This window comes from Burkholderia paludis, from assembly GCF_000732615.1.
GTDB lineage: Bacteria > Pseudomonadota > Gammaproteobacteria > Burkholderiales > Burkholderiaceae > Burkholderia > Burkholderia paludis.
The window spans coordinates 87,676-114,465 of the sequence record NZ_JPGL01000020.1 but is presented as its reverse complement, the minus strand read 5'-3'; the positions used below and the strand labels follow the sequence as shown (position 1 = coordinate 114,465).

Annotated in this window: 26 protein-coding genes; 11 read left to right on the top strand and 15 right to left on the bottom strand. The window is 67.4% G+C overall.

Annotated elements, in window-relative coordinates; all coding sequences use genetic code 11:
• The 5 genes from GQ56_RS0114430 (at window position 1) to GQ56_RS0114410 (ending at window position 3,998) form a co-directional block, all read left to right on the top strand.
• Window positions 1-792 (top strand): aspartate/glutamate racemase family protein, encoded by a 792-nt coding sequence (locus GQ56_RS0114430; RefSeq protein WP_031399328.1) that lies wholly within the window; start codon window positions 1-3, stop codon window positions 790-792.
• A gap of 149 nt (window positions 793-941) precedes the next feature.
• Window positions 942-1,895, top strand: coding sequence for an allantoinase PuuE (gene puuE, locus GQ56_RS0114425; RefSeq protein WP_031399327.1), 954 nt, complete (start codon window positions 942-944; stop codon window positions 1,893-1,895).
• Window positions 1,892-2,413 carry a 2-oxo-4-hydroxy-4-carboxy-5-ureidoimidazoline decarboxylase gene (uraD, locus tag GQ56_RS0114420; protein WP_031399326.1) on the top strand — a complete coding sequence of 174 codons (522 nt, stop codon included), beginning with the start codon at window positions 1,892-1,894 and terminating at the stop codon, window positions 2,411-2,413. The genes puuE and uraD overlap by 4 nt, the downstream gene beginning before the upstream one ends.
• A gap of 62 nt (window positions 2,414-2,475) precedes the next feature.
• On the top strand, window positions 2,476-3,489 hold the full coding sequence (gene alc, locus GQ56_RS0114415; RefSeq protein WP_031399325.1) for an allantoicase: 1,014 nt from the start codon (window positions 2,476-2,478) through the stop codon (window positions 3,487-3,489).
• Entirely contained in the window at window positions 3,486-3,998 is a 513-nt protein-coding gene (locus GQ56_RS0114410; RefSeq protein ID WP_031399324.1) for an ureidoglycolate lyase, read from the top strand. Before alc ends, GQ56_RS0114410 begins: the two co-directional genes overlap by 4 nt.
• A 93-nt stretch (window positions 3,999-4,091) precedes the next feature.
• Here the strand turns inward: GQ56_RS0114410 and GQ56_RS0114405 are convergent, their stop codons facing one another.
• On the bottom strand, window positions 4,092-5,051 hold the full coding sequence (locus GQ56_RS0114405; RefSeq protein WP_031399323.1) for a LysR family transcriptional regulator: 960 nt from the start codon (window positions 5,049-5,051) through the stop codon (window positions 4,092-4,094).
• 152 nt (window positions 5,052-5,203) lie between these two features.
• Here GQ56_RS0114405 and GQ56_RS0114400 point away from each other — a divergent pair, with 152 nt between their 5' ends.
• From GQ56_RS0114400 to GQ56_RS0114390, 3 genes are all read left to right on the top strand, one after another.
• Window positions 5,204-5,608, top strand: coding sequence for a RidA family protein (locus tag GQ56_RS0114400; protein ID WP_031399322.1), 405 nt, complete (start codon window positions 5,204-5,206; stop codon window positions 5,606-5,608).
• A gap of 70 nt (window positions 5,609-5,678) precedes the next feature.
• Entirely contained in the window at window positions 5,679-5,852 is a 174-nt protein-coding gene (locus tag GQ56_RS41260) for a hypothetical protein (protein ID WP_235212701.1), read from the top strand.
• A gap of 70 nt (window positions 5,853-5,922) precedes the next feature.
• The gene (locus GQ56_RS0114390; RefSeq protein WP_031399321.1) at window positions 5,923-6,333 is read left to right on the top strand and encodes an ACT domain-containing protein; all 411 of its coding nucleotides are present in this window, start codon (window positions 5,923-5,925) and stop codon (window positions 6,331-6,333) included.
• A 94-nt stretch (window positions 6,334-6,427) separates the two neighbouring features.
• Here GQ56_RS0114390 and GQ56_RS0114385 read toward each other — a convergent pair whose 3' ends face one another.
• Entirely contained in the window at window positions 6,428-7,621 is a 1,194-nt protein-coding gene (locus GQ56_RS0114385) for a urate hydroxylase PuuD (protein ID WP_031399320.1), read from the bottom strand.
• 54 nt (window positions 7,622-7,675) lie between these two features.
• Window positions 7,676-8,029 (bottom strand): hydroxyisourate hydrolase, encoded by a 354-nt coding sequence (uraH, locus tag GQ56_RS0114380; RefSeq protein WP_031399319.1) that lies wholly within the window; start codon window positions 8,027-8,029, stop codon window positions 7,676-7,678.
• A gap of 522 nt (window positions 8,030-8,551) precedes the next feature.
• Between uraH and GQ56_RS0114375 the strand changes: the two genes are divergently transcribed.
• Complete coding sequence (locus GQ56_RS0114375; protein WP_031399318.1) at window positions 8,552-9,964, top strand: 8-oxoguanine deaminase; 1,413 nt, start codon at window positions 8,552-8,554, stop codon at window positions 9,962-9,964.
• Window positions 9,965-10,048: 84 nt separating this feature from the next.
• Here GQ56_RS0114375 and GQ56_RS0114370 read toward each other — a convergent pair whose 3' ends face one another.
• Complete coding sequence (locus tag GQ56_RS0114370; protein ID WP_006402708.1) at window positions 10,049-10,978, bottom strand: LysR substrate-binding domain-containing protein; 930 nt, start codon at window positions 10,976-10,978, stop codon at window positions 10,049-10,051.
• 226 nt (window positions 10,979-11,204) lie between these two features.
• Complete coding sequence (locus GQ56_RS0114365) at window positions 11,205-11,414, bottom strand: dodecin (protein WP_006493215.1); 210 nt, start codon at window positions 11,412-11,414, stop codon at window positions 11,205-11,207.
• A 136-nt stretch (window positions 11,415-11,550) separates the two neighbouring features.
• On the opposite strand from GQ56_RS0114365, the gene GQ56_RS0114360 reads away from it, so the two are divergent.
• Entirely contained in the window at window positions 11,551-12,444 is an 894-nt protein-coding gene (locus tag GQ56_RS0114360; RefSeq protein ID WP_031399317.1) for an NAD(P)-dependent oxidoreductase, read from the top strand.
• A gap of 66 nt (window positions 12,445-12,510) precedes the next feature.
• On the opposite strand, the gene GQ56_RS0114355 is transcribed toward GQ56_RS0114360, so the two are convergent.
• The 4 genes from GQ56_RS0114355 to GQ56_RS0114340 all read right to left on the bottom strand — a co-directional run bounded on the left by GQ56_RS0114355 (window position 12,511) and on the right by GQ56_RS0114340 (window position 15,899).
• The gene (locus GQ56_RS0114355) at window positions 12,511-12,957 is read right to left on the bottom strand and encodes a hypothetical protein (protein ID WP_027784713.1); all 447 of its coding nucleotides are present in this window, start codon (window positions 12,955-12,957) and stop codon (window positions 12,511-12,513) included.
• A 333-nt stretch (window positions 12,958-13,290) separates the two neighbouring features.
• Window positions 13,291-13,722, bottom strand: a complete 432-nt coding sequence (mscL, locus tag GQ56_RS0114350; RefSeq protein WP_006487991.1) for a large conductance mechanosensitive channel protein MscL — start codon at window positions 13,720-13,722, stop codon at window positions 13,291-13,293.
• 234 nt (window positions 13,723-13,956) lie between these two features.
• Entirely contained in the window at window positions 13,957-15,129 is a 1,173-nt protein-coding gene (locus tag GQ56_RS0114345) for a tetratricopeptide repeat protein (protein WP_031399316.1), read from the bottom strand.
• Between the two features lie 89 nt (window positions 15,130-15,218).
• Window positions 15,219-15,899 (bottom strand): PspA/IM30 family protein, encoded by a 681-nt coding sequence (locus GQ56_RS0114340; protein ID WP_031399315.1) that lies wholly within the window; start codon window positions 15,897-15,899, stop codon window positions 15,219-15,221.
• 442 nt (window positions 15,900-16,341) lie between these two features.
• Here GQ56_RS0114340 and GQ56_RS0114335 point away from each other — a divergent pair, with 442 nt between their 5' ends.
• A complete protein-coding gene (locus tag GQ56_RS0114335) occupies window positions 16,342-18,864 on the top strand; it encodes a penicillin-binding protein 1A (protein WP_031399314.1) in 2,523 nt (840 codons plus the stop codon).
• Between the two features lie 290 nt (window positions 18,865-19,154).
• On the opposite strand, the gene GQ56_RS0114330 is transcribed toward GQ56_RS0114335, so the two are convergent.
• The 6 genes from GQ56_RS0114330 to mfd form a co-directional block, all read right to left on the bottom strand.
• Window positions 19,155-19,532, bottom strand: a complete 378-nt coding sequence (locus GQ56_RS0114330) for a hypothetical protein (RefSeq protein ID WP_031399313.1) — start codon at window positions 19,530-19,532, stop codon at window positions 19,155-19,157.
• A gap of 76 nt (window positions 19,533-19,608) precedes the next feature.
• The gene (locus tag GQ56_RS44285) at window positions 19,609-19,941 is read right to left on the bottom strand and encodes a hypothetical protein (protein ID WP_152601758.1); all 333 of its coding nucleotides are present in this window, start codon (window positions 19,939-19,941) and stop codon (window positions 19,609-19,611) included.
• Between the two features lie 308 nt (window positions 19,942-20,249).
• Window positions 20,250-20,720 (bottom strand): DUF3574 domain-containing protein, encoded by a 471-nt coding sequence (locus GQ56_RS0114325; RefSeq protein WP_081894909.1) that lies wholly within the window; start codon window positions 20,718-20,720, stop codon window positions 20,250-20,252.
• Between the two features lie 143 nt (window positions 20,721-20,863).
• A complete protein-coding gene (locus GQ56_RS0114320; protein WP_031399311.1) occupies window positions 20,864-21,883 on the bottom strand; it encodes a threonine/serine dehydratase in 1,020 nt (339 codons plus the stop codon).
• Between the two features lie 61 nt (window positions 21,884-21,944).
• A complete protein-coding gene (gene argE, locus GQ56_RS0114315; RefSeq protein ID WP_031399310.1) occupies window positions 21,945-23,165 on the bottom strand; it encodes an acetylornithine deacetylase in 1,221 nt (406 codons plus the stop codon).
• A 94-nt stretch (window positions 23,166-23,259) separates the two neighbouring features.
• On the bottom strand, window positions 23,260-26,730 hold the full coding sequence (mfd, locus tag GQ56_RS0114310) for a transcription-repair coupling factor (RefSeq protein ID WP_031399309.1): 3,471 nt from the start codon (window positions 26,728-26,730) through the stop codon (window positions 23,260-23,262).
• Window positions 26,731-26,790: the final 60 nt, after the last annotated feature.

Here is a 26,790-nt window from a genome sequence, read left to right as displayed (position 1 = left end):
ATGAAGATCCGACTGATCAATCCGAACACGACGCAGCGGATGACCGACGCGATGGGCCGCTGCGCGCGCGAGGTCGCGGCCGCCGGCACGGAGATCGTGGCGGTGAGCCCGCCGATGGGGCCGCCGTCGATCGAAGGGTACTACGACGAGGCGCTTGCGACGCCCGGGCTGCTCGCCGAGATTGCGCAAGGCGAGCGCGACGGTTCCGATGCATACGTGATCGCGTGCTTCGGCGATCCGGGGCTCTACGCGGCGCGCGAGCTCGCGCGCGGGCCGGTGATCGGCATCGCCGAGGCGGCGATGCATGCGGCGAGCGTGCTCGCGCCCGGCTTCTCGGTCGTCACGACGCTTGCGCGCACCTGCGGGATGGCGCGGCACCTCGCGGAGCGCTACGGGATGAAGCGGTTCTGCCGCAACGTGCGCGCGACCGACGTCGCGGTGCTCGAGCTCGACCGGCCGGGATCGGCCGCGCGCCGGATCATCGTCGACGAATGCCGGCGCGCGCTCGACGAGGACGGCGTCGACGCGATCGTGCTCGGCTGCGCCGGGATGGCCGAGTTCGCGCACGAGATCGAGCAGCAGATCGGCGCGCCGGTGGTCGAGGGCGTCACGGCGGCCGTCAAGTGGGCCGAGGCACTCGTTGCGCTGCGCCTCGCGACCGCGAAGCGCGGCGACTACGCGCGGCCGCTGCCGAAGCGCTACGACGGCGCGTTCGCACGCTTCAGCCCGCCGGGCGGGGCGGCGGCGGAACCGGTCGGGGAATTGCCGCACCCGCACATACACACCGTCTGACACGCACTATCTGCGCCGCTGTATGGGCGCGTATGAGCGTTTTCGCTACACTGGGCCGTCGTTGCATCGGCCTGCGCGGCGGGCCTCCGGCACCCGGGCGGTCGATGCGAACCCATTATTTCAGTCAGCTTGCGCCGTACTTCGAACCCATGTCACTCGATCCCAACTATCCTCGCGACCTGATCGGCTACGGCCGCCATCCCGTGCAGGCGAACTGGCCGGGGCGCGCCCGCGTCGCCGTGCAGTTCGTGCTGAACTACGAGGAGGGCGGCGAGAACTGCGTGCTGCACGGCGATCCGGGTTCCGAGCAGTTCCTGTCCGAAATCGTCGGCGCGGCCGCGTATCCGGACCGCCACATGAGCATGGAGTCGATCTACGAGTACGGTTCGCGGGCCGGCGTATGGCGCATCCTGCGCGAGTTCGAGAAGCGCGGGATGCCGCTGACGGTGTTCGGCGTCGGCATGGCGATCGAGCGTCACCCGGAGCTTGCGCGTGCGTTCGTCGAGCTCGGCCACGAGATCGCGTGCCACGGCTGGCGCTGGATCCACTACCAGGGCATGACGCCCGAGCTCGAAGCCGAGCACATGCGTCTCGGGATGGAAGCGATCGAGCGCGTGACGGGCGTGCGCCCGCTCGGCTGGTACACCGGCCGCGACAGCCCCAACACGCACCGCCTCGTCGCCGAATACGGCGGCTTCCTGTACGACTCCGACAACTACGGCGACGACCTGCCGTTCTGGATGGACGTCGAGGTGTCGGGCGGCGGCACGTCGCCGCAACTGATCGTGCCGTACACGCTCGACACGAACGACATGCGCTTCGCGACGCCGCAGGGCTTCAACACCGGCGATCACTTCTTCGACTACCTGCGTGACGCGTTCGACGTGCTGTACGCCGAGGGCGACGAGGCGCCGAAGATGCTGTCGATCGGCATGCACTGCCGGCTGCTCGGCCGGCCGGGACGGTTCCGCGGGCTGCAGCGTTTCCTCGATCACGTCGAGAAGCACGATCGCGTATGGGTGACGCGCCGTGTCGATATCGCGCGTCACTGGCGTGAACATCATCCGTATCAGCCCAATCATCGAAACGAAGGGAAAGCATGAAGGCGATGCGTTACACGTTGGATCAACTGAACACGATGGCGCCGGGTGCATTTGTGGCGGCGCTGTCGGGGATCTTCGAACATTCGCCGTGGGTGGCCGAAGTCGCCGCGGGCGAGCGGCCGTTCGCGAGCATCGACGTGCTGCACCGGACGATGTCCGGCGCGGTGGAAGAGGCCGGCGAAGTGCGCCAGCTCGCGCTGATCAACGCGCACCCGGAGCTGGCCGGCAAGGCCGCCGTGCGCGGCGAGCTGACGGTCGAGTCGACGCGCGAGCAGAGCGGCGCGGGCCTCGACCAGTGCACCCAGGAAGAGTTCGACAAGCTGCTGACGCTGAACCGCACGTATCGCGAGAAGTTCGGCTTTCCGTTCATCCTGGCCGTGCGCGGCTATGACCGGCACGGCATCATCGCGAACTTCGAGTCGCGCGTGAATCATTCGCGCACCGAGGAACTGCGCACGAGCCTCGACCAGATCTACCGGATCGCGCGTTTCCGCCTCGACGACCTGATCGACGCCTGACACCGCAACACGGCCCGCCGCATCGCTGCGGCCCGACCGCCCCACTGAAACAAGGAAACATCATGGCTGTTCCGCTTCTCGATCCCAATGCACCCGATTTCACGCGGCGCTACGTGAATCTTGCCGACCCGCGTCTCGGTGCGCAGGCGCTCGAGGCCAGCGACGATTTCTTCGCGCCGAAGGACCGGATGCTGAACCCCGAGCCGGCCGTCTTCATCCCCGGCAAGTACGACGACCACGGCAAGTGGATGGACGGCTGGGAGACGCGCCGCAAACGCACGACGGGTTACGACTGGTGCATCGTCAAGCTCGCGCGCCCGGGCGTGATCAAGGGTTTCGACATCGACACGAGCCACTTCACCGGCAACTTCCCGCCGGCCGCGTCGATCGAGGCCGCCTTCGTGGCCGACGGCGCGCCGACGCATGCGACCGAATGGGTCGAGATCGTGCCGTCGACGACGCTGCAGGGCAACAGCCATCACTACGTCGAGGCGAGCGACGCACGCGCGTTCACGCACCTGCGCGTGAACATCTATCCGGACGGCGGCATCGCGCGCCTGCGCGTGTACGGCCAGCCGCAGCTCGACTGGGCCGGTGCGAGCGCGACCGAGCAGTTCGATCTCGCGGCGATGGAAAACGGCGGCTATGTCGTGGCCGCGAACAACCAGCACTTCGGCGTTGCGTCGAACCTGCTGTTGCCGGGCCGCGGCGTGAACATGGGCGACGGCTGGGAAACCCGCCGCCGCCGCGAACCGGGCAACGACTGGGCGATCATCGCGCTGGCGCAGCCGGGCGTGATCCGCAAGATCGAAGTCGATACGGCGTTCTTCAAGGGCAACTACCCGGATCGCTGTTCGATCCAGGCCGCCTATGTATCGGGCGGCACGGACAGCTCGCTGATCACGCAGTCGATGTTCTGGCCGGTGCTGCTCGGCGAGCAGAAGCTGCAGATGGACAAGCAGCACTATTTCGACCACGACATCGCGTCGCTCGGCCCCGTCACGCACGTGCGGCTGAACATCATTCCGGACGGCGGCGTGTCGCGCCTGCGTCTGTGGGGGACGCTCGACAAATGAAGACGCTTGTCATCGAGCCGCTGACCCGGGAAGCGTTCGCGCCGTTCGGCGACGTGATCGAAACGGAAGGCGCGAAGCAGATCCCGATCAACCTCGGCACGACGATCCGCTTTCACGATCTCGCGCACGTCGACGTGACGGACGAAGGCGGCCGTACGCTCGTCAACCTGTTCCGCGGCCAGCCGCGCACGCTGCCGTTCGAAGTGAAGATGCTCGAACGGCACCCGCTCGGCAGCCAGGCCTTCGTGCCGCTGAACGACCAGCCGTATCTCGTCGTCGTGGCGCCCGCGGGCGATCTCGATCCGGCGCGGATCCGCGCATTCGTGACGAGCGGGTGGCAAGGCGTCAACTACGCGAAGGGCGTGTGGCATCACCCGCTGATCGCGCTCGGCGGCGTCAGCGATTTCATCGTCGTCGATCGCGGCGGCGACGGCCTGAACCTCAACGAGCAGGATCTGCTGGAATCGCTGTGGCTTACCGACGAGGCGCTCGCCGCGCTGACGGCCTGAGTCGTATTTCGGTCGCAGCCTGTCGAAGAAACCCGCGCGGCATGCGCGGGTTTTTTTATGTGCGGCGGTTTATGCGCGGGTTTTACGCGCGGGTCAGGCCGCCGCGGCCTTGCGCGTGTTGCGTGAACCGTTGCCGGCGCGGCGCTGGCGCGGCGCATGCTGCGTCATCAGCTCGGCGATCCAGTCGACGAAGACGCGCAGCTTCGCGCTGACGTGCCGGTTCGGCGGGAACGCGACGTACATCGGCATCGGTTCGAGCCGCCAGTGCTCGAACAGCGGCACCAGGTCGCCGCGTGCGCGATGGGCGGCCGCCATGTAGTCGGGCAGCCACAGGATGCCGAGCCCGGCCAGGCCGGCTTCGAGGTACGCGTTGCCGTCGTCGACGGCCAGCACGTAGCGCCCGCGCACGTCCACGTGCGCGCCATCGCGTTCCATCGCGAACGGCAGCGCCTTGCCGGTGCGCGCCCACAGAAAGCCGACGATCCGGTGATGCGTGTCTTCGAGTTCGTCCGGATGCGCGGGCGTGCCGGCGCGCGCGAGATAGGCCGGCGACGCATATACGCCGAGCCGCAGGTCGCCGACGTGGCGCGCGACCAGCGACCGGTCGGTCGGCTCGCCGCCGCGCACGACGCAGTCGACGTTCTCGCCGATCACGTCCACCACGCGGTCGCTCACGCCCATGTCGAGCTGGATGTCCGGATAGCGCGCGTGGAACGCGGGCAGCGCGGGGATCAGGATCAGCCGCGCGAACGGGCTCGGCACGTCCACGCGCAGCCGCCCCCGCGGCGACGCGGACGCGGCGGACAGGCTCGTTTCGGCATCGTCCATGTCGGCGAGCAGCCGCACCACGCGATCGTAATAGGCGGCGCCGTCGGCCGTGACGACGACCTTGCGCGTCGTGCGGTTGAACAGCTTCACGCGCAGCCGCGCTTCCAGTTGCTGCACCAGTTGCGTGACGGTGGTGCGGCTCATGTGCAGCGTCTCGGCCGCCTTCGTGAAGCTGCCGGCTTCCACCACGCGGGCGAACGCCTGCATTGCGTCGAATCGATCCATCGGGTCTGGGCTCCGCGCCGGTCGGGAATTGTTTGGGGCCTGCAAACAGTGTTGGACAGGGTTGCCCGTTTATCGGCCGGGCAACGCTCCTTAAAGTGCCTTCATCGTTGATACCGGGGCGGCTTCGCCCCACTGACCGATGGAGGTGTTGGATGGCAAAGCGTAGCGTAGTTTTCCCGCCGGGTCGCCAGGCGCTGTATGACCGCAACCGCTATTCGCCGGCGCTGCGTTCGAACGGTTTCCTGTTCGTGTCCGGGCAGGTCGGCAGCCGCGAGGACGGCTCGCCCGAACCGGAGCTGGAAGCACAGGTCCGCCGCGCATTCGAGAACCTGAGTGCGGTGCTTGGCGCGGCCGGCTGCACGTTCGACGACGTCGTCGACGTGACGGTGTTCCTCGTCGATCCCGAAGCGACATTCGAGCGGATCTGGAAGATCGTCCCCGAGTATTGGGGAGACGCGCCGCATCCGACGCTGACCGCCGTCGGCGTGACCTGGCTGTACGGCTTCCAGTTCGAGATCAAGGCGATCGCGCGGTTGCCGGAGCCGGCCGGCGGTTGAGCAAGTACGAGCGTGTACGTTGCGTGCGGGATCCGCTCGCGGCGCGGCGGTCGGTTTCGCGGCGCCGCGCATGATCGCACGCGATCTCGCGGACGGACGCATCGTGCGTCGGTTCGACGTGAGCGTCGCGCTGCCGCCCGGTGTTGCGTATCACGTCGTGTATCCGGCTCGCGCGCAGGACGATCCGCGCATCGTCGCGTTCCGCGGCTGGCTCGCCGCCGAAGCCGCGATGATGCTTGCGTGACGGCTTTGCCGCGCGTGCTATCGTGCATGCATCGATACCGCACGATGTCCGTTCCGGACGTTTTTCTCCGATGAGCCAACCTGAAAACGACCTCGCGATCCTGCTGCGCACGATGCAGCCCGAACTTCATCCGGGCGCGTTCGCGTTCGTGTCGCTGCCGTCCGGCGCCGACGTGTCGTTATCCGAAGCGATCGCGACGTTTCGCGAAGCGGAAGGGCTGACGGTCGTCGTCGGCGAGGAGGCGGCCGCCCGCCACGGCTGGCCCGTGCTGTTCCGCGCCGCGTGGCTCACGCTGACCGTGCATTCGGATCTTGCGGCCGTCGGGCTCACGGCCGCGTTCGCGCGGGCGCTGGGCGCGGCCGGCATCAGCTGCAACGTGATGGCCGCCGCATACCACGATCACATCTTCGTGCCGTTCGACGACGGCCCGCGCGCGCTCGATGCGCTCGTCGCGCTTCAGCGCGACGCGATGCGCGACTAGCGCGCGGGCATTCGGCGCGCAAAAAAAACGGGCCCGTCACCGGGCCCGCGAACGGAAAGGGTCGCGCCGGAACTCAACGCCGGCGCGTCGCGGCTCACTTGACCGCGCCACCCTCGAACCAGGCGGCGAGCCTGGTCCGCTCGTCGTCGGTCATGTGCGTGACGTTGCCGATCGGCATCGCCTTCAGGCGCACGGCCTGCTCGTAGATACGCTGCGCGTTCTTCGACACTTCGTCCGGCGTGTCGAACATCACGCCCGCGGGGGCGCTGCCCATCAGCGTCGGCTTCGACGAGTGGCACGCGACGCAGCGTTGCTGCAGGACCGGCATGATGTCGTTGATCACGATCTTCGGCGCGTTGGCCGCTTGCGCTTCCGGCGCGACCGGCTTGGGCATCGTCCACACCAGCGCGCCCGACAGCAGCGCCACGCCGCCGATCGGCAGGTACCACAGCTGCTTGCCGCGATGGCGCATCACGAAGAACTGGCGGATCAGCGCGCCGGCCAGCATGATCAGCACGAGCACGACCCAGTTGAACTTGTTCGTGTAGGTCATCGCATAGTGGTTCGACAGCATCGCGAACACCACCGGCAGCGTGAAGTAGGTGTTGTGCACCGAGCGCTGCTTGCCGCGCTTGCCGTAGATCGGGTTCGGCTCCTCGCCCTTGAGCATCTTGTCGACCATCTTGCGCTGGCCGGGGATGATCACGAAGAACACGTTCGCCGACATGATCGTCGCGAGCATCGCGCCGACGATCAGGTAGGCGGCGCGGCCCGAGAAGATGTGGCACGCGAGGTACGCCGCGATGACGACGTAGAGGCCGACGCAAATGCCGAGCACGCGATCGTTGGTGCCGAGGATGCGGCACAGCGAGTCGTAGACGATCCAGCCGGCCATCAGGAAGCCGAGCGCGGACGCGACGGCGACCACCGGGCCCATGTCGAGCACGCTCTTGTCGATCAGGTAGGTGTTCGGCGCGAGCAGGTACAGCACGAAGAACAACGAGAAGCCCGACAGCCACGTCGTGTACGACGGCCACTTCGACCAGTGCAGGTCGTCCGGCATTTCCGGCGGGGCGACGGTGTACTTCTGCATGTTGTAGAAACCGCCGCCGTGGACGTGCCACAGTTCGCCGAACACCCCGCGCTTGCGCTGGTTCGGGTCGGTCGGCGGTTTCAGGCTGTTGTCGAGCGCGACGAAATAGAACGACTCGCCGATCCACGCGATCGCGACGATGACGTGCAGCCATCGCAGCGCGAGGTTCAGCCAGTCGGTGATGAAGCCTTCCATGAAACTCCTCCAGACTCAGATCGTTTGTCTTTGATGCAGGCGCCGATACGGATGTCAGCTGCCGCGATAGGTGCTGTACGACCACGGCGACACGAGCAGCGGCACGTGGTAGTGCGATGTCGCGTCGGCGATGCCGAAGCGAAGCACGACGCGATCGACGAAGCGGGGTTCGGGCACCTTCACGCCGAGCGATGCGAAGTAGTCGCCGGCATGGAACACCAGCTCGTATTCGCCGGCGGCAAGCGCGGCGCCTTCGAGCAGCGGTTCGTCGCAGCGGCCGTCGCTATTGGTCAGGACGGTCTTGATCGCACGGCGCGATTCGCCGTCCAGTGCGTAGAGGTCCACCTTGAGGGCGGCGCCGGGACGACCGTGCGCCGTATCGAGTACGTGGGTAGTGAGCTTTCCCATTCGCAATTGTCCTTGTGTGAATGCGAGGTTCGGCGGCGGCCCGATCCATTGACTGTGCGGCGGATCGAGGCTCCACGTCACGTGGCTACATACCCGTCGGCGAGATTGAAGCGAGCGCCGTGCAGGCATTGTAAAAAGGTTCCCTGCGCAAATACGGGCGCGATATCAAAGATAATGCGCCGCGCATGAGCGGCTGTCGACGGCCCGTCAGGGCCGGTTTCCGGCCGGCGCTCCGGGCCTGTTTCCGGGGTCCGGTGCCGCGCTGCGCGGCATACCATATCGAAATCCTGAGGGACGGTATTGCGGATCGCGCATTGTGTGCGGCGCGCGCTTGGGCGATCCTCCCGCCGTGCGCGTCGGCCCGTGGGCCGCGCGTACCCCGAAGACGGCGAGCACGCCGGGTAACCGGGCCAGGGCGTTCGAACGGACGCAGGCACCGGGGCGTGCCGCGATTCAGCGTTCGAACGACAGTGTGAACGCTCCCGGGATCGGCTCCCGGGGGCAGACCGACGCGGAGAACGCATGAACCTCGAGCAGCACGCCGGCGCACGCGCGCCGAACCCGTCCCCATTCCGCCCGACGACCCTGCTGGTCAAGCACGCCGACGTGCTCGTGACCATGGACGACACGCGCCGTGAACTGCGCGACGCGGGGCTCTACATCGAAGACAACCGGATCGTCGCGGTCGGCCCGAGCGCCGAGCTGCCCGACACGGCCGACGAAGTGCTCGACCTGCGCGGCCACCTCGTGATCCCCGGGCTCGTGAACACGCATCACCACATGTACCAGAGCCTCACGCGCGCGGTGCCGGCCGCGCAGAATGCCGAACTGTTCGGCTGGCTCACGAACCTCTACCGGATCTGGGCGCACCTGACGCCCGAGATGATCGAGGTGTCGACGCTGACCGCGATGGCCGAGCTGCTGCAATCGGGCTGCACGACGTCGAGCGATCATCTGTACATCTACCCGAACGGCAGCCGGCTCGACGACAGCATCGGCGCCGCGCAGCGGATCGGCATGCGTTTCCACGCGAGCCGCGGCGCGATGAGCGTCGGCCAGCGCGACGGCGGGCTGCCGCCCGATTCGGTCGTCGAGCGCGAACCCGACATCCTGCGCGACACGCAGCGCCTGATCGAGACCTATCACGACGACGGCCGCTACGCGATGCTGCGTGTCGTGGTGGCGCCATGCTCGCCGTTCTCGGTGAGCCGCGAGCTGATGCGCGACGCGGCCGTGCTGGCGCGCGAGTACGGCGTGTCGCTGCACACGCACCTCGCGGAGAACGTCAACGACATCGCGTACAGCCGCGAGAAGTTCGGGATGACGCCGGCCGAATACGCGGAAGATCTCGGCTGGGTCGGCCACGACGTGTGGCATGCGCACTGCGTGCAGCTCGACGATGTGGGCATCGGCCTGTTCGCGCGCACCGGCACGGGCGTCGCGCACTGCCCGTGTTCCAACATGCGGCTCGCATCGGGTATCGCGCCGGTGAAGAAGATGCGGCTCGCGGGCGTGCCGGTCGGCCTCGGCGTCGACGGTTCCGCATCGAACGACGGCGCGCAGATGGTCGCCGAAGTGCGCCAGGCGCTGCTGTTGCAGCGGGTCGGGTTCGGGCCCGATGCGATGACCGCGCGCGAGGCGCTCGAGATCGCGACGCTCGGCGGCGCGAAGGTGCTGAACCGCGACGACATCGGCGCATTGAAGCCCGGCATGGCCGCGGATTTCGCCGCGTTCGACCTGCGCCAGCCGTTGTTCGCGGGCGCGCTGCACGATCCGGTCGCGGCACTGGTGTTCTGCGCGCCGTCGCAGACGGCGTACACGGTGGTGAACGGGAAGGTCGTGGTGCGGGAAGGGCGGCTGGCGACGCTCGATCTGCCGCCCGTCATCGCGCGTCACAACGCGCTCGCGCAGGCACTGGTCGACGCGTCGCGCTGAAGGAGACGCATACCGTCCGGCGGCCGCCTGGCGAGGCGTGCCGCCGCTGTCGCCGCGCCGTGACGGCACGGCCGGCGCGCGCCGTTACGGCTCGATCAGCGTGCGGGTGGCTTCGGCGACGAGGCCGCGCAGCCAGCGCACTTCGTCGGAGTAGTGGCAGCGCTCGTGCCACAGCTGGTAGTACTGCATCGGCGGGAAGTCGAGCGGCGCCGGCACGACCGACAGCGGCAGGAACTTCGCATAATGATCGGCGAACAGGCGCGTCGTCGTGAAGATCAGGTCGGACTTCACGAGCACGTAGGGCGCCAGGTTGAAGTACGGCAGCGTGACGACCACGTGGCGCTTGAGCCGCTCGCGCGCGAGATGCACGTCGATCGCGCCGCGCTGGCCGACCGAGTATGGCGTCGGCGCGAGATGCGGCGCGTTCAGGTACTGGTCGAGCGTGAGCCCGCCGCGCTTCGCGAACGGGTGCGTGTTGCTCATCAGGCAGACGATTTCGTCGACGAACAGGTTCGACAGGTGCAGCTGCTCGGGCGGCTCCGGCCAGTTGCCGACGACGATGTCGAGCTTGCCGTCCTCCAGCGCGAGTTCGTAGTCGAACGCGGGGCCGAGCGAGTGGAACTCGAGCGTCGCGTTCGGCGCGGCCTGGCGGAAGCGCTCGACGACGGTCGGCACGAACAGCACGTTCAGGTAGTCGGGGCAGCCGATCCGGTAGCAGCGGATCGACGTGGCCGGGTCGAAGTTGTGCTGCTGGAACTTGATGCGCTCGATTTCGCGCAGGGCGTTCTGCACGGGCTCGAGCAGGCGCAGCCCGTATTCGGTCGGCACCATGCCGGATTTGCCGCGCACCAGCAGCGGATCGCCGGTGATGTCGCGCAGGCGCCGCAGCGCGGCGCTGATCGCCGGCTGCGACTGGTTCAGCTTGACGGCCGCACGCGTGACGCTGCGCTCCATCAACAGGGTGTGCAGGACGCGCAAGAGGTACGTGTCGATCGCCTCTCGTTGCTGACTCATGGTATCTCCGTTTATATGTCCAGGCTGATCGAGGGGTACTGTGGGTATATCGTTTTTAATATGGACGAAAAGCAGCGTCAAGAGATGGATACCCGCAGACGCCCGCCGGCCGGGCCGCGGCAAGGGGCCTGGACGGTGCGGAAAAAGGGGGCGGCGCCGGGCGGAGGCGCGTTGCGCGGATCCGGCTCGCGGCGCGTGGTGCGCAGTGCGCGGTGCGGTGTGCGCGTCAGTCGTCGATGCGCATGCCGACCTTCAGCGTGACCTGCCAGTGAACGACCTGATCGCCCTCGATGTGGCCGCGCGTCTCGGTTACCTGGAACCAGTGCAGGTTGTGCAGGGTCTTGCCGGCCTTCGAGATCGCGTTGCGGATGGCGTCGTCGCTCGATTGCCGCGACGAGCCGGTCAGTTCGATCATCTTGTAGACGTGGTCGCTCATGATGCACTCCCTGGGATATCGATGCGGGTCGCCGGCGCGCAGCGCGGCTTGCGCAGCGGCGCCGCGCGTGCCCGGCTTCTTGAGTGATAGGTATGATGGGCGGCGAGTGCAACCCATATCGGAGACGAGGAACATCGTGGAAGTCGGATTTTGCGGACCGGGATTGATGGGCGCGCCGATGATTCGGCATTTGCTGGCGGCCGGGCATCGGGTCAGCGTGTGGAACCGCTCGCGCGACAAGGCGGAGGCGCTCGCGAAGGACGGCGCGCAGGTGGCCGGCACGCCGCGCGAGCTGGCGGAGCGCGTCGACACAGTATTCGTATGCGTGCTCGACGGGCGCGCGGTCGGCGACGTCGTGTTCGGCGAGCACGGGCTGCTCTCCGGCGATGCCGCTGCGCGGCGCCTGCTGCGCATCGTCGATCATTCGAGCATTCCGCCTGCCGCGACGCGCGACTACGCGGCGCGCGCGGCCGCGCTCGGCGCGGGCTGGGTCGATGCGCCCGTATCGGGCGGCGTGCCGGGCGCGCAGGCCGGCACGCTCGCGGTGATGGTCGGCGGCCGCGCGGCCGATCTCGACGCGGTGAGGCCGCTGGTCGGCACGTACGCGTCGCGCATCACGCACATGGGCGACGCGGGCGCGGGCCAGACGGCGAAGCTGTGCAACCAGGCGATCGTCACCGCGACGGTGACGGCGATCGCCGAGGCCGTCGGTCTGGCGCAGGCGAGCGGCATCGACGCCGCGCGCCTGGCCGAGGCGCTCGCCGGCGGCTGGGCCGACTCGGTGCTGCTGCAGACGTTCGTGCCGCGCATGACGTCGGGCGGTCATGCGCCGATCGGCGCGCTCGGCACGTTCCAGAAGGACGTCGATGCGATCGCCGATGCCGCGCGCGACACGGGCGCCGTGATGCCCGTGTCGGCCACCGTCCAGCAGGTGCTGCGCCTGGGCGCCGCGCAAGGGCTCGCCGGCGCGGATTTCGCCGCGTTCATCGACATCGTGCGGCCCGGCAACGGGCGTCAGCCGGCGGCGTGACGGGCAAGCGGGGGGCGTGAATGGCAGATGGGCCGCCCTCGGGCGGCCCATCGGATGGCTGGCGGATCAGCCGAGCGAGCGGGGTGTCGTGTCGCCGGCGTTCTGGCGGCCGAGGCCGCCGCGCAGGCTCGCTTTCGTGCCCGCACCAAACTCGGGCAGGATACGCGCACGCGCGCGGCTCGCGAACACGAGGAAGCCGAAGCCGTTCGCTTCGTACCAGTACCCGCCGTTCTCGAGGCCGTCCAGCGGCTGCTCGAGCGCGTTGGCGATCGATTCGATGCAGCGCTTGCGCAGTTCGGCGATGGCCGGATAGGGCGGCTGGGCGCCACGCACGCTGCACAGGAGCACGTCGAGGCCGGGCAGCACGTGCGCGTAGAGGACGGGTTCGTCCTGCGCGCGGGCGCGGGCAATCTTGGTGTCGAGCTGGGCAAACGGTTTCGAGTGGCGCAATACCGCGAGGAATGACTCCTGGCCATCCTGCTGGGCCCGCCGACGTTTTTTCGGGAAGGACATAAACACTCGCCTCAAAAACAATTGCAAGAAATGCGGCATTTTCATGCGACCCACTCCCGGCTATGTACGCCGCATGTCGATCCTTTATAGCACACGAAAATGTTGCATTCGTGCAGTACGACGATCAATGTCTCCCGTCGACCTGCTCGCCATGATCGACACAGCCAGCGTCTTGGCGCCCGTACTGTCGTTTAGTCTCCATCATAGACCTGCTTTCCCCGCACGTGCATTCGCTCGTCACAAAAAAGTGGGATGGGTCGCATGCGGCGGCGCACCGCGCGCGCAACAAAAAGGCCCGCACGAGGCGGGCCTGGCGGGCGGGGTGCCTGGCGCTCAGCGCTGCTTGAGCGAATCGCGGATCTCGCGCAGCAGCACGGTGTCTTCCGGCGTCGCGGCCGGCGCGGCTTCTTCCGGCTTGCGCAGCTTGTTGATGAATTTCACCATCAGGAAAATGATGAAGGCCAGGATGACGAAATTGATCGCCACGGTGATGAACGAGCCGTAACCGAACGCGGCGACGCCTGCGGCCTGCAGGTCCTTGAACGAATCGGGATTACCCTTGAACGTCGGGGGGATGGTGCCGAGCAGAACGAACTTGTTCGAGAAATCCAGACCGCCCGTCAGCACGCCGATCACCGGCATGATGAGGTCTTTCACGACCGAGTCGACGATCTTCGAGAACGCGCCGCCGATGATCACGCCGACGGCGAGATCCATGACGTTGCCCTTGACGGCGAATTCCTTGAATTCCTTGATGATGCTCATGAGCGGCTTTCTCCTGGTTGAGGCGAGAGGAGGCGTGCCGCGACGCGCGCGAATGCAAAGCGTCGAATGAGGGTCGGTGGCACGCCGATGGCCGCATGATAGCGAACGCTCCCCGTTGCCGGTAGCCCATCTTGAAATGATTGACAAATCCGCGCGGCGGCGCGGCCGGTCGGACAGGGGAGCGTGGCGTGCGTGGCGTGCGTGGCGCAGCGCGGGTCGCCGCGCCGCATTGCGTCAGGTGTTGTCGTCGGTCCAGCCGTCGTCGTTGCTGCCGAGATCCATGCCGCCGCCGCTGTTGCCGTCGCTCCAGTTCGAAGCGTCGCCGCGGCCGAGGTCGAAGCCCGGATCGGCGTCCTGCCGGCGGCGCTCGCCGTCGACGATCACGTCGCGCTCGACCACGCGCTCGCGGCCGCCCGACATCGCCTCGCCGAGCAACACGCCGGTCAGCAGTCCGCCCATGCCGCCGCCGAAACCGCCGCCGCCTTGCTGGATCACGACGGGCTGCTGCTGTGGCGGGTAGGGCTGCGGCGGATACGGCTGGCCTTGCGCGCCTGTCATGCGATCCGCTTCCTGCGCGTACACGGAGCCGCTGCCGTTCGAGCCGTTCGCCGGCGCTGCCGGCTGCGCGGCCGGGTCGGGCCGGCCTTCGACGCGCGCCTTCACGCTCGCGTGGCGCTGTTCGAGTTCGTCGACGCGATACGGCGGCACCGGATTCTTGCCGTTCGACAGCGTTTCGACGAGCGTGCGTGCGTCGGCCTCGATCGCGTCGAGTTCGCCCGTGAGCGCGGCGACGCCCGGCGCCGTCGACAGCTTCGCGTCGAGCTTCAGCGGACGGATGTCGTTCAGCACGTCGGTGGCGCGCTTGAGTTGCGTGCGGCGTTCGTCGTCGGCGCGGCCGTCGTCGGCCGTGCGGGCGCGCCGCAGCGTCCAGCGCAGTACCAGCGCGATTATCGCGACGATCAGCCCGAGGCCGATCCACATGCCTGTCGACGGGCCGTGTTTTTCGGCCGGCGCGACGGCGGGTGCGAGCGACGACTGCACCGTGCCGGCCTGTGCGGCAGACGGTGCGTTGCCGCCGACGCGCGCGGCGTCGGCGCGGATGCGCGATTCCGTCTGCGCGAAACGCGACGGGTCGGTGAACTTCAGTTGCGGATCGAGCGACTTCGCGCGCTGCAGTTGCGTCAGCGCGTCGGACGCACGGCCTTCGCGGTCCAGCACCTGCGCATACAGGTAGCGCGCGTGCGCGTTGTTCGGATGGGCGTCGATGACTTGCGACAGCTGCGTGTCGGCTTGCTGCCAGTTGCGCTGCGCGATCGATTGCTCGACCTGCTGCAGCGACGGGACCGCAAACGCGGCGGACGACAGCAACATCAGCGAGAGGCCGAGTGCGGCGAGGGATTTCTTCATGGTCGAACCGGGCGCAGGCGCCCGTCTCCTGGCGATCGGTTCGCGCCGCACGCCCGGGCGGGCGGCGGCGCGGTTGCCCGCGGTTGGCGTTACTGCGCGGGCGTGTCGAGCTGCTTCTTCAGTGCGGCGAGGCGATCCTCGACCGACGGGCCCTTGTTCAGCGCGGCGAGCTTGTCGTCGAGCGCCTTGCCGCTCGACGTGTCGGCCGAGTTCAGGCGTGCGTCCGAGCGCGCGTTCTGCAGCGCGACCTTGTCCTCGAGCTTCTGGAAATCCTCGGACAGGTTCTTGCCGCCGATGCCGCCCAGCGCGCTTGCCGCGACGTCCTTCGCCTGCGCGATTTCCTGCTTGGCCTGCAGGATGTTCGAGCGCGCGTTCAGGTCGTTGCGGCGCTGGCGCATCTCGGCGATCTGCCCCTTCAGCTTGTCGACCGACGGCTCGAGCGTCGTCAGTTCGGCCGCGAGCGCATCGCGCTCGGCTTCCGCGTTCGACTGCGCGGCGAGCGCCTCGCGTGCGAGCGCTTCGTCGCCGGCCTGCAGCGCGCGCTTCGCGCCGTCCTCGTACTTCTTCACCTTGTCGTCGGCCGCATCGCGCTTGCTGCGCTGGGTCGCGACCTGTGCCTCGATCTCGATCAGCGAATTCTCGGCACGGCCGATGCTGTCGTCGAGCTCCCGCACGATCTGACGTGCGTCGCGCGACGGATCCTGTACCGAATCGGCCGCGTCGTTCAGCAGGCCCTTGATCGTGCGCGAAACAGAGTCGAAAAGCGACATGAAATCCTCCGTGATTGAAAGGCGCCGCGTGACGGCGGCAGTGCCTGTTGCGGGCCGGTTCCGACCCGCATGAGCCGGCGGATATTACACCACCGGATCACTTAAATACGGCTTAAACGCGGGAGTTCAAGCGGCGTGCGCATCGGGATGTCAACCTTTCGCGCCTGAAAGAAAAATGCCCGCGCCCGCGATGTCGCGTGTCCATGATAGGCCGGGGAGGCGGACAATACGTTCCGCAAATCACGGCAATGCGGGAATTTTTACAAAAAATCGCGAAGGCACGCGGTCGATTTCATTAAAATGCGCTGTCACGTCGCGGGAACGGATCGCCGCGCGGCGGGGTCTGTCGACGTGACAGCCGCATCACGAAGCACCTGCTCTGATTCATTCGCTTGCGTTTCCGCATGCGTCCGAGGGCGCCACGACCGCCCGCCATTCCGACATGCCAATTATCAAACGACCGCCTTCATCTTCCGACAGGAACGAACCCCACTACTCGCTGCGCCGTTCGCCGTCCGGAGCCTATTACCCCGATGACGACGAGCACGACCGTCGCGACGACCGCCAGGCCCGGCGCAGCGGCGACGGAGGGCGCCGCCGCTCGTTCGGCTCGCGCGTCGCGCTGTGGTTCGCCGGCCTGTTCGTGACGCTGGCGATCGTCGGCGCGCTGATCGTCGGCTACGCGCTGGTCGTGATGGCGCCGCAGTTGCCGTCGCTCGATGCGCTGACCAACTACCAGCCGAAGGTGCCGCTGCGCGTGTTCACCGCCGATCACGTGCTGATCGGCGAGTTCGGCGAGGAGCGCCGCAGCCTCGTGCGCTTCCAGGACATTCCCGACGTGATGAAGAAGGCCGTGCTCGCGATCGAGGACTACCGCTTCTACGAGCACGGCGGCGTCGATTTCCTCGGCATCCTGCGGGCGGGCGTCGCCGACCTGATGCACGGCGGCGCGCGCCAGGGCGCGAGCACGATCACGATGCAGGTCGCGCGCAACTTCTTCCTGTCGAGCGAGAAGACCTACACGCGCAAGATTTACGAAATGCTGCTCGCGTACAAGATCGAGAAGGCCCTGACGAAGGACCAGATCCTCGAGCTGTACATGAACCAGATCTATCTCGGCCAGCGCTCGTACGGCTTCGCCGCTGCCGCGCGCGTGTATTTCGGCAAGGACCTGAAGGACATCACGCTCGCGGAAGCGGCGATGCTCGCGGGGCTGCCGAAGGCGCCGTCCGCGTATAACCCGGTCGTCAATCCGAAGCGTGCGAAGGTGCGCCAGGAATACATCCTGAAGCGCATGCTCGAGGTCGGCTACATCACGCAGCCGCAGTACGACGCGGCCGTGAAGGAAGAGATCCACGTGCGCACGCCGGGCAACCAGTACGCGGTGCACGGCGAGTACGTCGCCGAGATGGTGCGGCAGATGATGTACCAGCAATACAAGGACGAAACCTATACGCGCGGGCTGACCGTCACGACGACGATCAACTCGTCCGACCAGGAATCCGCATACCAGGCCGTGCGGCGCGGCATTCTCGACTACGAGCGCCGCCACGGCTATCGCGGCCCGGAAGCGTCGATCCAGCTGCCCGCGGCCGGCGACGACCGCGACGAGGCGATCGACGACGCGCTTGCCGATCACCCGGACAACGGCGACCTGCAGTCGGCGGTGGTGCTGTCGGCGTCGCCGAACGCGGTCGAGGTGCAGTTCGTCGGCGGCGCGACCACGACGATCGGCCCGGCCGGGCTGCGCTTCGTGGCGGCCGCGCTCGGGTCCCGCGCGAACGACACGCTGCGCATCAAGCCGGGCTCGATCGTGCGCGTGCTGAAGGACGGCAAGACGGGCTGGCAGGTCGTGCAACTGCCGCAGGTCGAAGGCGCGCTCGTCGCGATCGCGCCGCAGGACGGCGCGATCCGCTCGCTCGTCGGCGGCTTCGACTTCAACAAGAGCAAGTTCAACCACGTGACGCAGGCGTGGCGGCAGCCGGGCTCGTCGTTCAAGCCGTTCATCTACTCGGCGTCGCTCGACAAGGGCATGGGGCCGGCGACGATGATCAACGACGCGCCGCTGTACTTCCCGCCGAGCGTGCCGGGCGGCACCGCGTGGGAGCCGAAGGACGACGACCAGCCGGACGGCCCGATGACGATGCGCACCGGCCTGCAGCGTTCGAAGAACCTCGTGTCGATCCGGATCCTCGCGTCGATCGGCACGCAGTATGCGCAGCAGTACGTGACGCAGCGCTTCGGGTTCGATCCCGCGAAGACGCCGCCGTACCTGCCGATGGCGCTCGGCGCGGGCCTCGTCACGCCGCTGCAGCTCGCGACCGGCTACGCGGTGTTCGCGAACGGCGGCTACAAGGTCGATCCGTACCTGATCGCCGAAGTCGACGACGCGCACGGCCAGCCGCTGCAGAAGTCGCAGCCGGTGATCGCGGGCAGCACGGCGCCGCGCACGATCGAAGGCCGCAACGCGTACGTGATGAACAGCCTGCTGCATTCGGTCGCGACGGCCGGCACGGGTGCGGGCACCAACGTACTGGGCCGCAGCGACCTGCAGGGCAAGACGGGTACGACGAACGACGCGAAGGACGGCTGGTTCGCCGGCTATCAGCAGTCGCTCGTCGCGGTCGCGTGGATGGGCTTCGACCAGCCGAAGAGCCTGGGCAGTCGCGAATTCGGCGCGCAGCTCGCGTTGCCGATCTGGGTGAACTACATGCGCACCGCGCTGAACGGCGTGCCCGAGCAGCAGATGCCGATGCCGGACGGCCTGACGTCGATCGACGGCGAGCTGTACTACGCCGATCGCACGCCGGGCAACGGGTTCGTCGCGAACGTCGACATCAACCCGGCCGAGAACGCGATCAGCGCGAACGACGCACTCGGCTCGACCGGTGCGGCGGGGCTTGCGCCGCCGCCTGTCACGCCGCAGGAGAAGCAGCAGATCATGGACATGTTCGAGAACAAGTAAGCGGTACGCCGCTGTTCATGCATGCGACGGGCGCCTTCGGGCGCCCGTTTTTTGTGCGCCCGGCATGGGCGGACTCCTGCGGGGGTAAGTCCCGCCATAAGTTGGTCACAACGAACGAAGTCTTGCGCTGGGCTTGCTCAGCCCTCGTACGAAAGAGCGATTGCTGAATCGACATGATCAGCCAGGCAAATTATCGAAGCTGGATTACTTTGAATTTCACGAGGCAATCGGTATATCGACTTTCCGGCGCGTTGTCGGGATGCGCTACTTTCCCATGTTCGCCCGTGCAGTTAGCGCTTTGACTGGTCCTGACGCCGCAAGTAAAGATAGTCGCTACAAACCAGGCCGAATATGCAGGGAAGCGTGACAGCGCATATCCATCCGTTCCGACCGGCGGCCAAGGCAATCAGTGACAACCCAAGATTGAGGATGACGGCCTGCATTGAGAGCCAGCGGGGATAGTAGGGCAATCGATCGCAACCGGATTGCCCGCAGATGCGGGTCAGGCGCCCGACAATGAATGCCCCGACAAAGCAAGTCGCACAGAACACGAGATATTTGGCGGCTCGATTTTGAGCAAGCATCAGAAATGCAACGATACTCACTAACTGCGCGGCGAACAGACGCGCAATAGTCACTTCGAGAAAGCGCCTGACAGGGATCAGCATGAGATATCGAAAATAATGATTGATTCGATACGGTGAGATTCCACTAGTTTTTCCGGGAATCGGCTATTTCCATCAACTACAGGCTGCTCGTCGCTTCCCACAGCTGCTCAAACGAGACACCACGAGGGGAAAAGTACGACCAACCGTAGTCTTGAATGCGATCAAGTACGTAGGCGCCGGTCAATCCGCCAACAGTCGGGCCATATAACATGCCGACTGCGCCGCCGATAATCGCTCCGCCCACCGTGCCGACTCCTGGAACGATGGATCCAACCGCAGCGCCAATTCCGGCGCCGACTTCCGCCCCTATATATTGTCCGGCAACGGTTCCGGCTACGCCGCCAGCCACGGTCCCGGCAAGACCGGCCCCCGATACTCTCATCACATCCTGACTACTCAGTACTTTCATTATTCAGGACTCCGATTTGAAATTGTTGGAAGAACCGGTCACTTAAAGACGTGATCGGCGCGAATGATAATGAATCGCATTTGCATTCATGTCAACATCGCCGATTTATCTCATAAATCAGGTGCCTTTTTTCGTCTGCAATTACTGCTCTCCGACGACGTCGATTCCGTAGCCTCGCGGTATAAGAGTGTGTCCGAGTGCACGCCTGATATCCGCTGGCCGCGCTTTCCGGTGAGTGGGGTCAACATCGCCGTTGCTCGCGGCTGGGCGTCAGTAGCCCGCCTGCATTTTTGCGACCGGAGGCTGAATCAGAACGACGCGCAGGCCGGCACGAGCGTGATGCCGACCGACTCCTGATGGAAGCGCTGCACGTACGCTTGGCGGATCGCGGTGAGCCGTGCGCGCGTGTCGGGTGTATCGTCGGCGAGGATACGGATCACGAAGCTGTCTTCGTGCGTGATCGCGCCGCTCGCGCGGTCGCGCCACTGGCCGTGCGTATCCCAGTAGGTGAGGCCATCGGGGAAGCGCGGCGTGACCGTGTCGGCGAGGAAGGCCGCGCGCTCCGCGTCGGTGACGGCGCCGCGCCCGGCGATGTCGCGCCCGAACAGGAGGTCGGCCTGCAACATGCGGTGCTCGCCCGGCTGCGTGCAGGCCGGCTGCGCGCCGACGACGGGCGAGGGCGGCGCCGCGCAACCGGCGAGCAGCGCGATCGCGAGGGCGCCGAGCACCGGCCGCACGCGGGGGCGCCGCGTCGCGGCGCGTGCGCCCTGTGACCGCATCTGCCCAATTTGCGACGATCGACCTTCGCGCCCGCAAAACGCTGCGCGTTCAACCACTTGCGTGTTTGTCCGGCGGGTTATCAACAGGGCTGTCAACATAATCTGGGGATAACCCTAGGTCGGTGCGCCGGCGCCCGGCGCGTTCAGTGCTGCAACGTCGCGTGCGCGAGATGCATGCCGAGGGTGGCGGGGTCGGTGTTCGTGCCCGACAGCAGCACGCCGACGCGCTTGCCCTGCAGCGTCTCGCGCAGCGGGCCGAGCAGCGCGGCGAGCGCGGCCGCGCAAGCCGGCTCGATCGACAGTTTCAGGTGCGAGAACAGGAACAGCATCGCGGCGCGCAGCGCGTCGTCGGACACGGTGACGATGCGGTCGACGTGGCGCCGGCACAGCTGGTAGCTGTATTCCTCGGTATGCGGCGCCATCAGCGAATCGGCGATCGTCTGCATCGCGCTCATCCGGATCGTGTGATTCGCCGCGAAGCTGCGGCTCATCGCGTCGGCGCCTTCCGGCTCGACGCCGTACACGTGCACGCGCGGATTCGCGAGCCGCAGCGCGGTCGCCATGCCGGCCGCGAGCCCGCCGCCGCCGATCGGCACGATCACCGCGTCGAGGTCGGGCGTCTGCGTCGCCCATTCGTAGCCGAGCGTCGCGGTGCCGAGGATCGTGTGATAGCCGTTGAACGGATGAATGAAGAAGCGGCCTTCCTCCGCCTCGATCCGTCGGACGAGATCGAACGCCTGCGACGCGCTGGCCGCCAGCACGACTTCCGCGCGGTACCGCTTGCATTGCGCGATGCGCGACGGGCTTGCGGTATGGAACATCACGACTTTTGCGCTGCTGCCGAGCCGCATTGCCGCATACGCGACGGCCGCCGCGTGGTTGCCGGCCGACACGCAGGTCACGCCGGCGTTCCTGCGCGCCTCGTCGAGCGCGAGCAGATGCGTGAATGCGCCGCGCGCCTTGAAGCTGCCGCTCGCCTGCAGCAGCTCGAACTTGAAGTTGACGTGCGTGCCCTCGAGGGACGGCAGGTCGGCGCGCTCGAAGACGGGCGTGCGTGCGACCCACGGCGACAACGCGAAATGCTGCGCGGCGATGTCGTCGAGCGTCGGGATCGGCTCGCCGTCGATCGTCGGATGGGCCGTGCCCTGTTGTTCAGTCGACATGACGTGGCGGGTGGCGGAGTGGGCCGGCCCGCACACGCGGGCCGGCGTGGCGGGGAGGCAGTCAGTGAGCGTCGACCGACATGCTGCGGATGAACTTGCGCAGGAACTGCTCGCAGCCGGCGAGCTGCGCAAGCTCGACGTATTCGTTCGGCTTGTGCGCCTGCTCGATGTTGCCGGGCCCGCACACGACGCTCGGGACGCCCGCGCGTTCGAACAGGCCGGCCTCGGTGCCGTACGCGACCTTGCGCTTGTCCTGGTCGGCGGTCAGCGCGCGCACGAGCTGCGTGATCGCGGCCTGCTCGGTCGCATCGAGGCCCGGCGCCGCGGCGATCTTCGAGAATTCGATGGCGGCGTTCGGATGCTCGCGGCGCATCTGCGGCAGCAGCGTTTCCTGCGCATACGCTTCGATGCGCGTGAAGATCTGCTCCGGATCGAGCGTGGGCAGGTTGCGGAACTCGAAATCGAACCGGCATTCGGCCGGCACCGTGTTGATCGCGTTGCCGCCCTGGATCGTGCTCGTCTGCGCCGTGGTGAACGGCACGTCGTACAGCGCGTCGAACGGGCCTTCCGCGCGGAAGCGGTCGGCGATGTCGCGGATGTGGCAGATCAGGCGCGCCGCATACTCGATCGCGTTCAGCCCCTTCGGCGTCAGCGACGAATGCGCCGCGTGGCCGCGCACGCAGCAGCGGTACGCGTTGATGCCCTTGTGCGCAATGATCGGACGCATGCTGGTGGGCTCGCCGACGATGCAGCCCGACGGCTGCACGCCGCGCTTGACCAGGTCGGCGATCATCAGCGGCGCGCCGGCGCAGCCGATCTCCTCGTCGTAGGACAGCGCGAAATGGATCGGCTGTGCGAGCTTCGTCGCCTGCATCTCGGGCAGCAGTGCGAGCGCCGTGCCGATGAAGCCCTTCATGTCGCAGGTGCCGCGGCCGTACAGGCGGCCGTCGCGGATTTCCGGTGCGAACGGGTTGCTGTCCCATTGCTGGCCGTCGACGGGCACGACGTCGGTGTGCCCCGACAGCACGATGCCGCCGTTCGTCGAGCCGTCGTGCGCGGGCACGGTCGCAAACAGGTTGGCCCAGCCTTCGCGCGAATCGTGCGTGATGGTCGAGACGATGCCCTTCGCGGCCAGCGCGTCGCGCACCGTTTCGATCAGGCCGAGATTCGGCACGCGGCTCGTCGTGTCCATCGACACCAGTTGCTTGATCCAGGGCAGGCTGACGAGCGGCGCGTCGCCTTGGGCGGCGGCGGACGACGCCGTCGCGTCGAGAGTGGACATGGCGGAACTCCGTCTGATGAATGGGAAAATCATACTCAAAAACGCTTCGCCGCGCCTGCCGCGGGCGCGACGCACCGCAGCATCGCCGCGACCGTCAGCGCGCCGCGGCGGCCGCGCCCTGCCTGGGGCCGAGCGCGCGCAGCGTTTCCTTGATCGTCGATACGCGGATCGCGAGATCGGGCGAGCGTGTTTCGATGCGCAGCTTGTCCTGGCCCGCGAGCTTGATGTGCCGGTGCTTCTGCACCATCTCGATGATCCGCATCGGATCGATCGGCGGGTTCGGCTCGAACTGCAGCCCGATCGCAACCTCGCTCGCGTCGATCTTCACGATGCCGAGCGGCTTCGCGGCGATCCGCAGGCGGTGCGTCTCGACGAGCGCGTGCGCCTGCGGCGGCAGCTTGCCGAAGCGGTCGATCAGTTCTTCCTGGATGCCGTCGATCGCGTCGCCATGCTCGCAGTTCGCGAGGCGCTTGTACAGCGACAGCCGCTCCTGCACGTCCGCGCAGTAGTCGGCCGGCAGGATCGCGGGCGCATGCAGGTTGATTTCCGTCGTCGCGGCGAGCGGGGCGGTGAGGTCGGGCTCCTTGCCGTTCTTCAGCGCCTTCACCGCGTCGTTCAGCATGTCCGTATAGAGCTGGAAGCCGATCTCGTGGATTTCGCCCGACTGCTTGTCGCCGAGCACCTCGCCGGTGCCGCGGATCTCGAGGTCGTGCATCGCGAGATAGAAGCCCGAGCCCAGCTCCTCCATCTGCTGGATCGCCTCGAGGCGACGCTGCGCCTGCTTGGTCAGGGCCTGCGGATCGTGCACGAGCAGGTACGCGTACGCCTGGTGGTGCGAACGGCCGACGCGGCCGCGCAACTGGTGGAGCTGCGCGAGGCCGAACTTGTCCGAGCGATGCATGATGATCGTGTTCGCGCTCGGCACGTCGATGCCGGTCTCGATGATCGTCGTGCACAGCAGTACGTTCGCGCGCTGCGCGACGAAATCGCGCATCACGCGCTCGAGCTCGCGCTCGTGCATCTGGCCGTGCGCGATCGCGATGCGCGCCTCGGGCACCAGTTCCTCGAGCATCGCCCTGCGGTTCTCGATCGTCTCGACCTCGTTGTGCAGGAAGTAGACCTGGCCGCCGCGCTTCAGCTCGCGCAGCATCGCCTCGCGGATCACGCTTTCCTCCTCGCGGCGCACGAAGGTCTTGATCGCGAGCCGCTTCTGCGGCGCGGTGGCGATGACCGAGAAATCGCGCAAGCCTTCGAGCGCCATCCCGAGCGTGCGCGGGATCGGCGTCGCGGTGAGCGTCAGCACGTCGACTTCCGCGCGCAGCGCCTTCAGCGCTTCCTTCTGGCGCACGCCGAAGCGGTGTTCCTCGTCGATGATCACGAGGCCGAGGCGCTTGAACTGCACGTCCGACGACAGCAGCTTGTGCGTGCCGATCACGATGTCGACGCTGCCTTCGTTGATCTGCGCGATCGCCGCATTCACTTCCTTCGTGGTCTTGAAGCGCGACAGCTCGACGATCCGCACCGGCCAGTCCGCGAAGCGGTCGGCGAAGGTCTGCGTGTGCTGCTCGGCGAGCAGCGTGGTCGGCGACAGCAGCGCGACCTGCTTGCCGCCCAGCACCGCGATGAACGCGGCGCGCAGCGCGACCTCGGTCTTGCCGAAGCCGACGTCGCCGCACACGAGGCGGTCCATCGGCTTGCCGCTCGTCATGTCGCCGATCACGGCCGCGATCGCGGCGGCCTGGTCGGGCGTTTCCTCGAAACCGAAGCTCTCCGCGAACTTCACGTAGTCGCGCGGGTCGAGCGAGAACGCGTGGCCCTCGCGCGCCGCGCGCCGCGCATACAGGTTCAGCAGCTCGGCCGCCGTGTCGCGGATCTGCTGCGCGGCCTTGCGCTTCGCACGCTCCCACTGGCCGGAGCCGAGCGCGTGCAGCGGCGCGCTGTCGGGATCGGCGCCGCTGTAGCGTGAGATCACGTGCAGTTGCGCGACCGGCACGTAGAGCTTGCTGTCGCCCGAGTATTCGAGATGCAGGAATTCGGTCTCGCCTTCGCCGAGATCCATCGACACGAGGCCCATGTAGCGGCCGATGCCGTGCTGCGCGTGGACGACCGGATCGCCGACCTTCAGCTCCGACAGGTCGCGCACCATCGCGTCGACATTGCTGGCCTGTTCCTGCCGGCGGCGGCCCGCGCGGCGGCCGAGTGCGCCGTACAGCTCGGTTTCGGTGACGATCGCGTAGCCTTCGCCCGGCACCGCGAAGCCGTTCGACAGCGGCGCGACGCCGAGCGCGAAGCGTTCGTCGCTCGCGAGCCAGCCCGCGAAATGGTCGTTCGACGCCGGGCGCAGATGGTGATCGGCGAGCAGTTGCAGGATCGTTTCGCGGCGGCCGGCCGATTCGACCGTCAGCAGCACGCGCTTGCCCGACGATTCGACGAACGAGCGCAGCGACGCGAGCGGATCGTCCGCATGGCGGTCGACGGTGAGCTCGGGCAGCGCCGTCGCCCAGCCGCCGGCCGGCTGCGCGGGCAGCGCGACGCGCGCGAACGGCTTCGAGAGGGCGAAGAAGTCCTCGTCGGACAGGAACAGCCGCTGCGGCTCGAGGATCGGCCGCTCGCGGTCGTGCGCGAGGAACGCGTGGCGCTGCTTCGTGTCGGCCGTGAAGCGGCGGATCGACGCTTCGAGATCGCCGGTGAACACGAGGTGCGCGTCCTGCGGCAGGTAGTGGAACAGCGTCGCGGTTTCGTCGAAGAACAGCGGCAGGTAGTACTCGATGCCGGCCGACGGCACGCCGTTGCCGATGTCCTTGTAGATCGGCGCGCGGCTCGGGTCGCCCTCGAAAGTCTCGCGCCAGCGGCTGCGGAAGGCCGTGCGCGCGGCTTCGTCGAACGGAAACTCGCGACCGGGCAGGAGCCGCACGTCGCGCACCGGGTAGAGGCTGCGCTGCGTGTCGGGGTCGAACGCGCGGATCGAGTCGACCTGGTCGTCGAACAGGTCGATCCGGTACGGCAGCGGCGAGCCCATCGGGTACAGGTCGATCAGCGAGCCGCGCACGCAGTATTCGCCGGGCCGCACGACCTGGCTCACATGCTCGTAGCCGGCCAGCGTCAGCTGCGCCTTCAGCTTCGCCTCGTCGAGCCGCTCGCCCTGCGCGAAGGCGAACGTGTATGCCGCCATGAACGACGCGGGCGGCATCCGGTACAGCGCGGTGGTCGCGGGCACGAGCAGGATGTCGCAGCGGCCTTCGCCGAGATCGTGGAGCGTCGCGAGACGCTCGGAGACGAGATCCTGGTGCGGCGAGAACGTGTCGTACGGCAGCGTTTCCCAGTCCGGCAGCAGGCGCACGCGCGCGTCGGGGGAGAAGTAGCGGATTTCCTGCGAGAGCCGCTGCGCGTCGACCGCGTTCGCGCAGATCACCGCGAGCAGCGGCACGGCCTGGCGGTTGTCGGCGAGATAACGGGCGATGGCGAGCGCGTCGGCGGAACCATGCGCGCCGTCGAAGGCGAAGCGCTGGCCGGGCTTGACGCGGGCAACGGGCGAGGCGGACGGGGTGAAAGCGTTATCTGGCATAGGGACGACAGGGGTGGCGTGCACGGGCGCATCGCGGTGCGCCGGTCGAGACGAAAGACC

Bases quoted from the DNA above. Each gene is read 5' to 3' on its own strand.
- mfd (WP_031399309.1), bottom strand. From the start codon at position 26,730: ATGCCAGATAACGCTTTCACCCCGTCCGCCTCGCCCGTTGCCCGCGTC.
- GQ56_RS0114325 (WP_081894909.1), bottom strand. From the start codon at position 20,720: ATGCGGTCACAGGGCGCACGCGCCGCGACGCGGCGCCCCCGCGTGCGG.
- GQ56_RS0114410 (WP_031399324.1), top strand. From the start codon at position 3,486: ATGAAGACGCTTGTCATCGAGCCGCTGACCCGGGAAGCGTTCGCGCCG.
- GQ56_RS0114405 (WP_031399323.1), bottom strand. From the start codon at position 5,051: ATGGATCGATTCGACGCAATGCAGGCGTTCGCCCGCGTGGTGGAAGCC.
- GQ56_RS0114335 (WP_031399314.1), top strand. From the start codon at position 16,342: ATGCCAATTATCAAACGACCGCCTTCATCTTCCGACAGGAACGAACCC.
- uraH (WP_031399319.1), bottom strand. From the start codon at position 8,029: ATGGGAAAGCTCACTACCCACGTACTCGATACGGCGCACGGTCGTCCC.
- GQ56_RS0114320 (WP_031399311.1), bottom strand. From the start codon at position 21,883: ATGTCGACTGAACAACAGGGCACGGCCCATCCGACGATCGACGGCGAG.
- alc (WP_031399325.1), top strand. From the start codon at position 2,476: ATGGCTGTTCCGCTTCTCGATCCCAATGCACCCGATTTCACGCGGCGC.
- GQ56_RS0114430 (WP_031399328.1), top strand. From the start codon at position 1: ATGAAGATCCGACTGATCAATCCGAACACGACGCAGCGGATGACCGAC.
- GQ56_RS41260 (WP_235212701.1), top strand. From the start codon at position 5,679: ATGATCGCACGCGATCTCGCGGACGGACGCATCGTGCGTCGGTTCGAC.
- GQ56_RS44285 (WP_152601758.1), bottom strand. From the start codon at position 19,941: ATGAAAGTACTGAGTAGTCAGGATGTGATGAGAGTATCGGGGGCCGGT.
- GQ56_RS0114340 (WP_031399315.1), bottom strand. From the start codon at position 15,899: ATGTCGCTTTTCGACTCTGTTTCGCGCACGATCAAGGGCCTGCTGAAC.
- puuE (WP_031399327.1), top strand. From the start codon at position 942: ATGTCACTCGATCCCAACTATCCTCGCGACCTGATCGGCTACGGCCGC.
- argE (WP_031399310.1), bottom strand. From the start codon at position 23,165: ATGTCCACTCTCGACGCGACGGCGTCGTCCGCCGCCGCCCAAGGCGAC.
- GQ56_RS0114365 (WP_006493215.1), bottom strand. From the start codon at position 11,414: ATGAGCGACCACGTCTACAAGATGATCGAACTGACCGGCTCGTCGCGG.
- GQ56_RS0114345 (WP_031399316.1), bottom strand. From the start codon at position 15,129: ATGAAGAAATCCCTCGCCGCACTCGGCCTCTCGCTGATGTTGCTGTCG.
- uraD (WP_031399326.1), top strand. From the start codon at position 1,892: ATGAAGGCGATGCGTTACACGTTGGATCAACTGAACACGATGGCGCCG.
- GQ56_RS0114355 (WP_027784713.1), bottom strand. From the start codon at position 12,957: ATGTCCTTCCCGAAAAAACGTCGGCGGGCCCAGCAGGATGGCCAGGAG.
- GQ56_RS0114330 (WP_031399313.1), bottom strand. From the start codon at position 19,532: ATGCTGATCCCTGTCAGGCGCTTTCTCGAAGTGACTATTGCGCGTCTG.
- GQ56_RS0114370 (WP_006402708.1), bottom strand. From the start codon at position 10,978: ATGAGTCAGCAACGAGAGGCGATCGACACGTACCTCTTGCGCGTCCTG.
- GQ56_RS0114400 (WP_031399322.1), top strand. From the start codon at position 5,204: ATGGCAAAGCGTAGCGTAGTTTTCCCGCCGGGTCGCCAGGCGCTGTAT.
- mscL (WP_006487991.1), bottom strand. From the start codon at position 13,722: ATGAGCATCATCAAGGAATTCAAGGAATTCGCCGTCAAGGGCAACGTC.
- GQ56_RS0114390 (WP_031399321.1), top strand. From the start codon at position 5,923: ATGAGCCAACCTGAAAACGACCTCGCGATCCTGCTGCGCACGATGCAG.
- GQ56_RS0114375 (WP_031399318.1), top strand. From the start codon at position 8,552: ATGAACCTCGAGCAGCACGCCGGCGCACGCGCGCCGAACCCGTCCCCA.
- GQ56_RS0114385 (WP_031399320.1), bottom strand. From the start codon at position 7,621: ATGGAAGGCTTCATCACCGACTGGCTGAACCTCGCGCTGCGATGGCTG.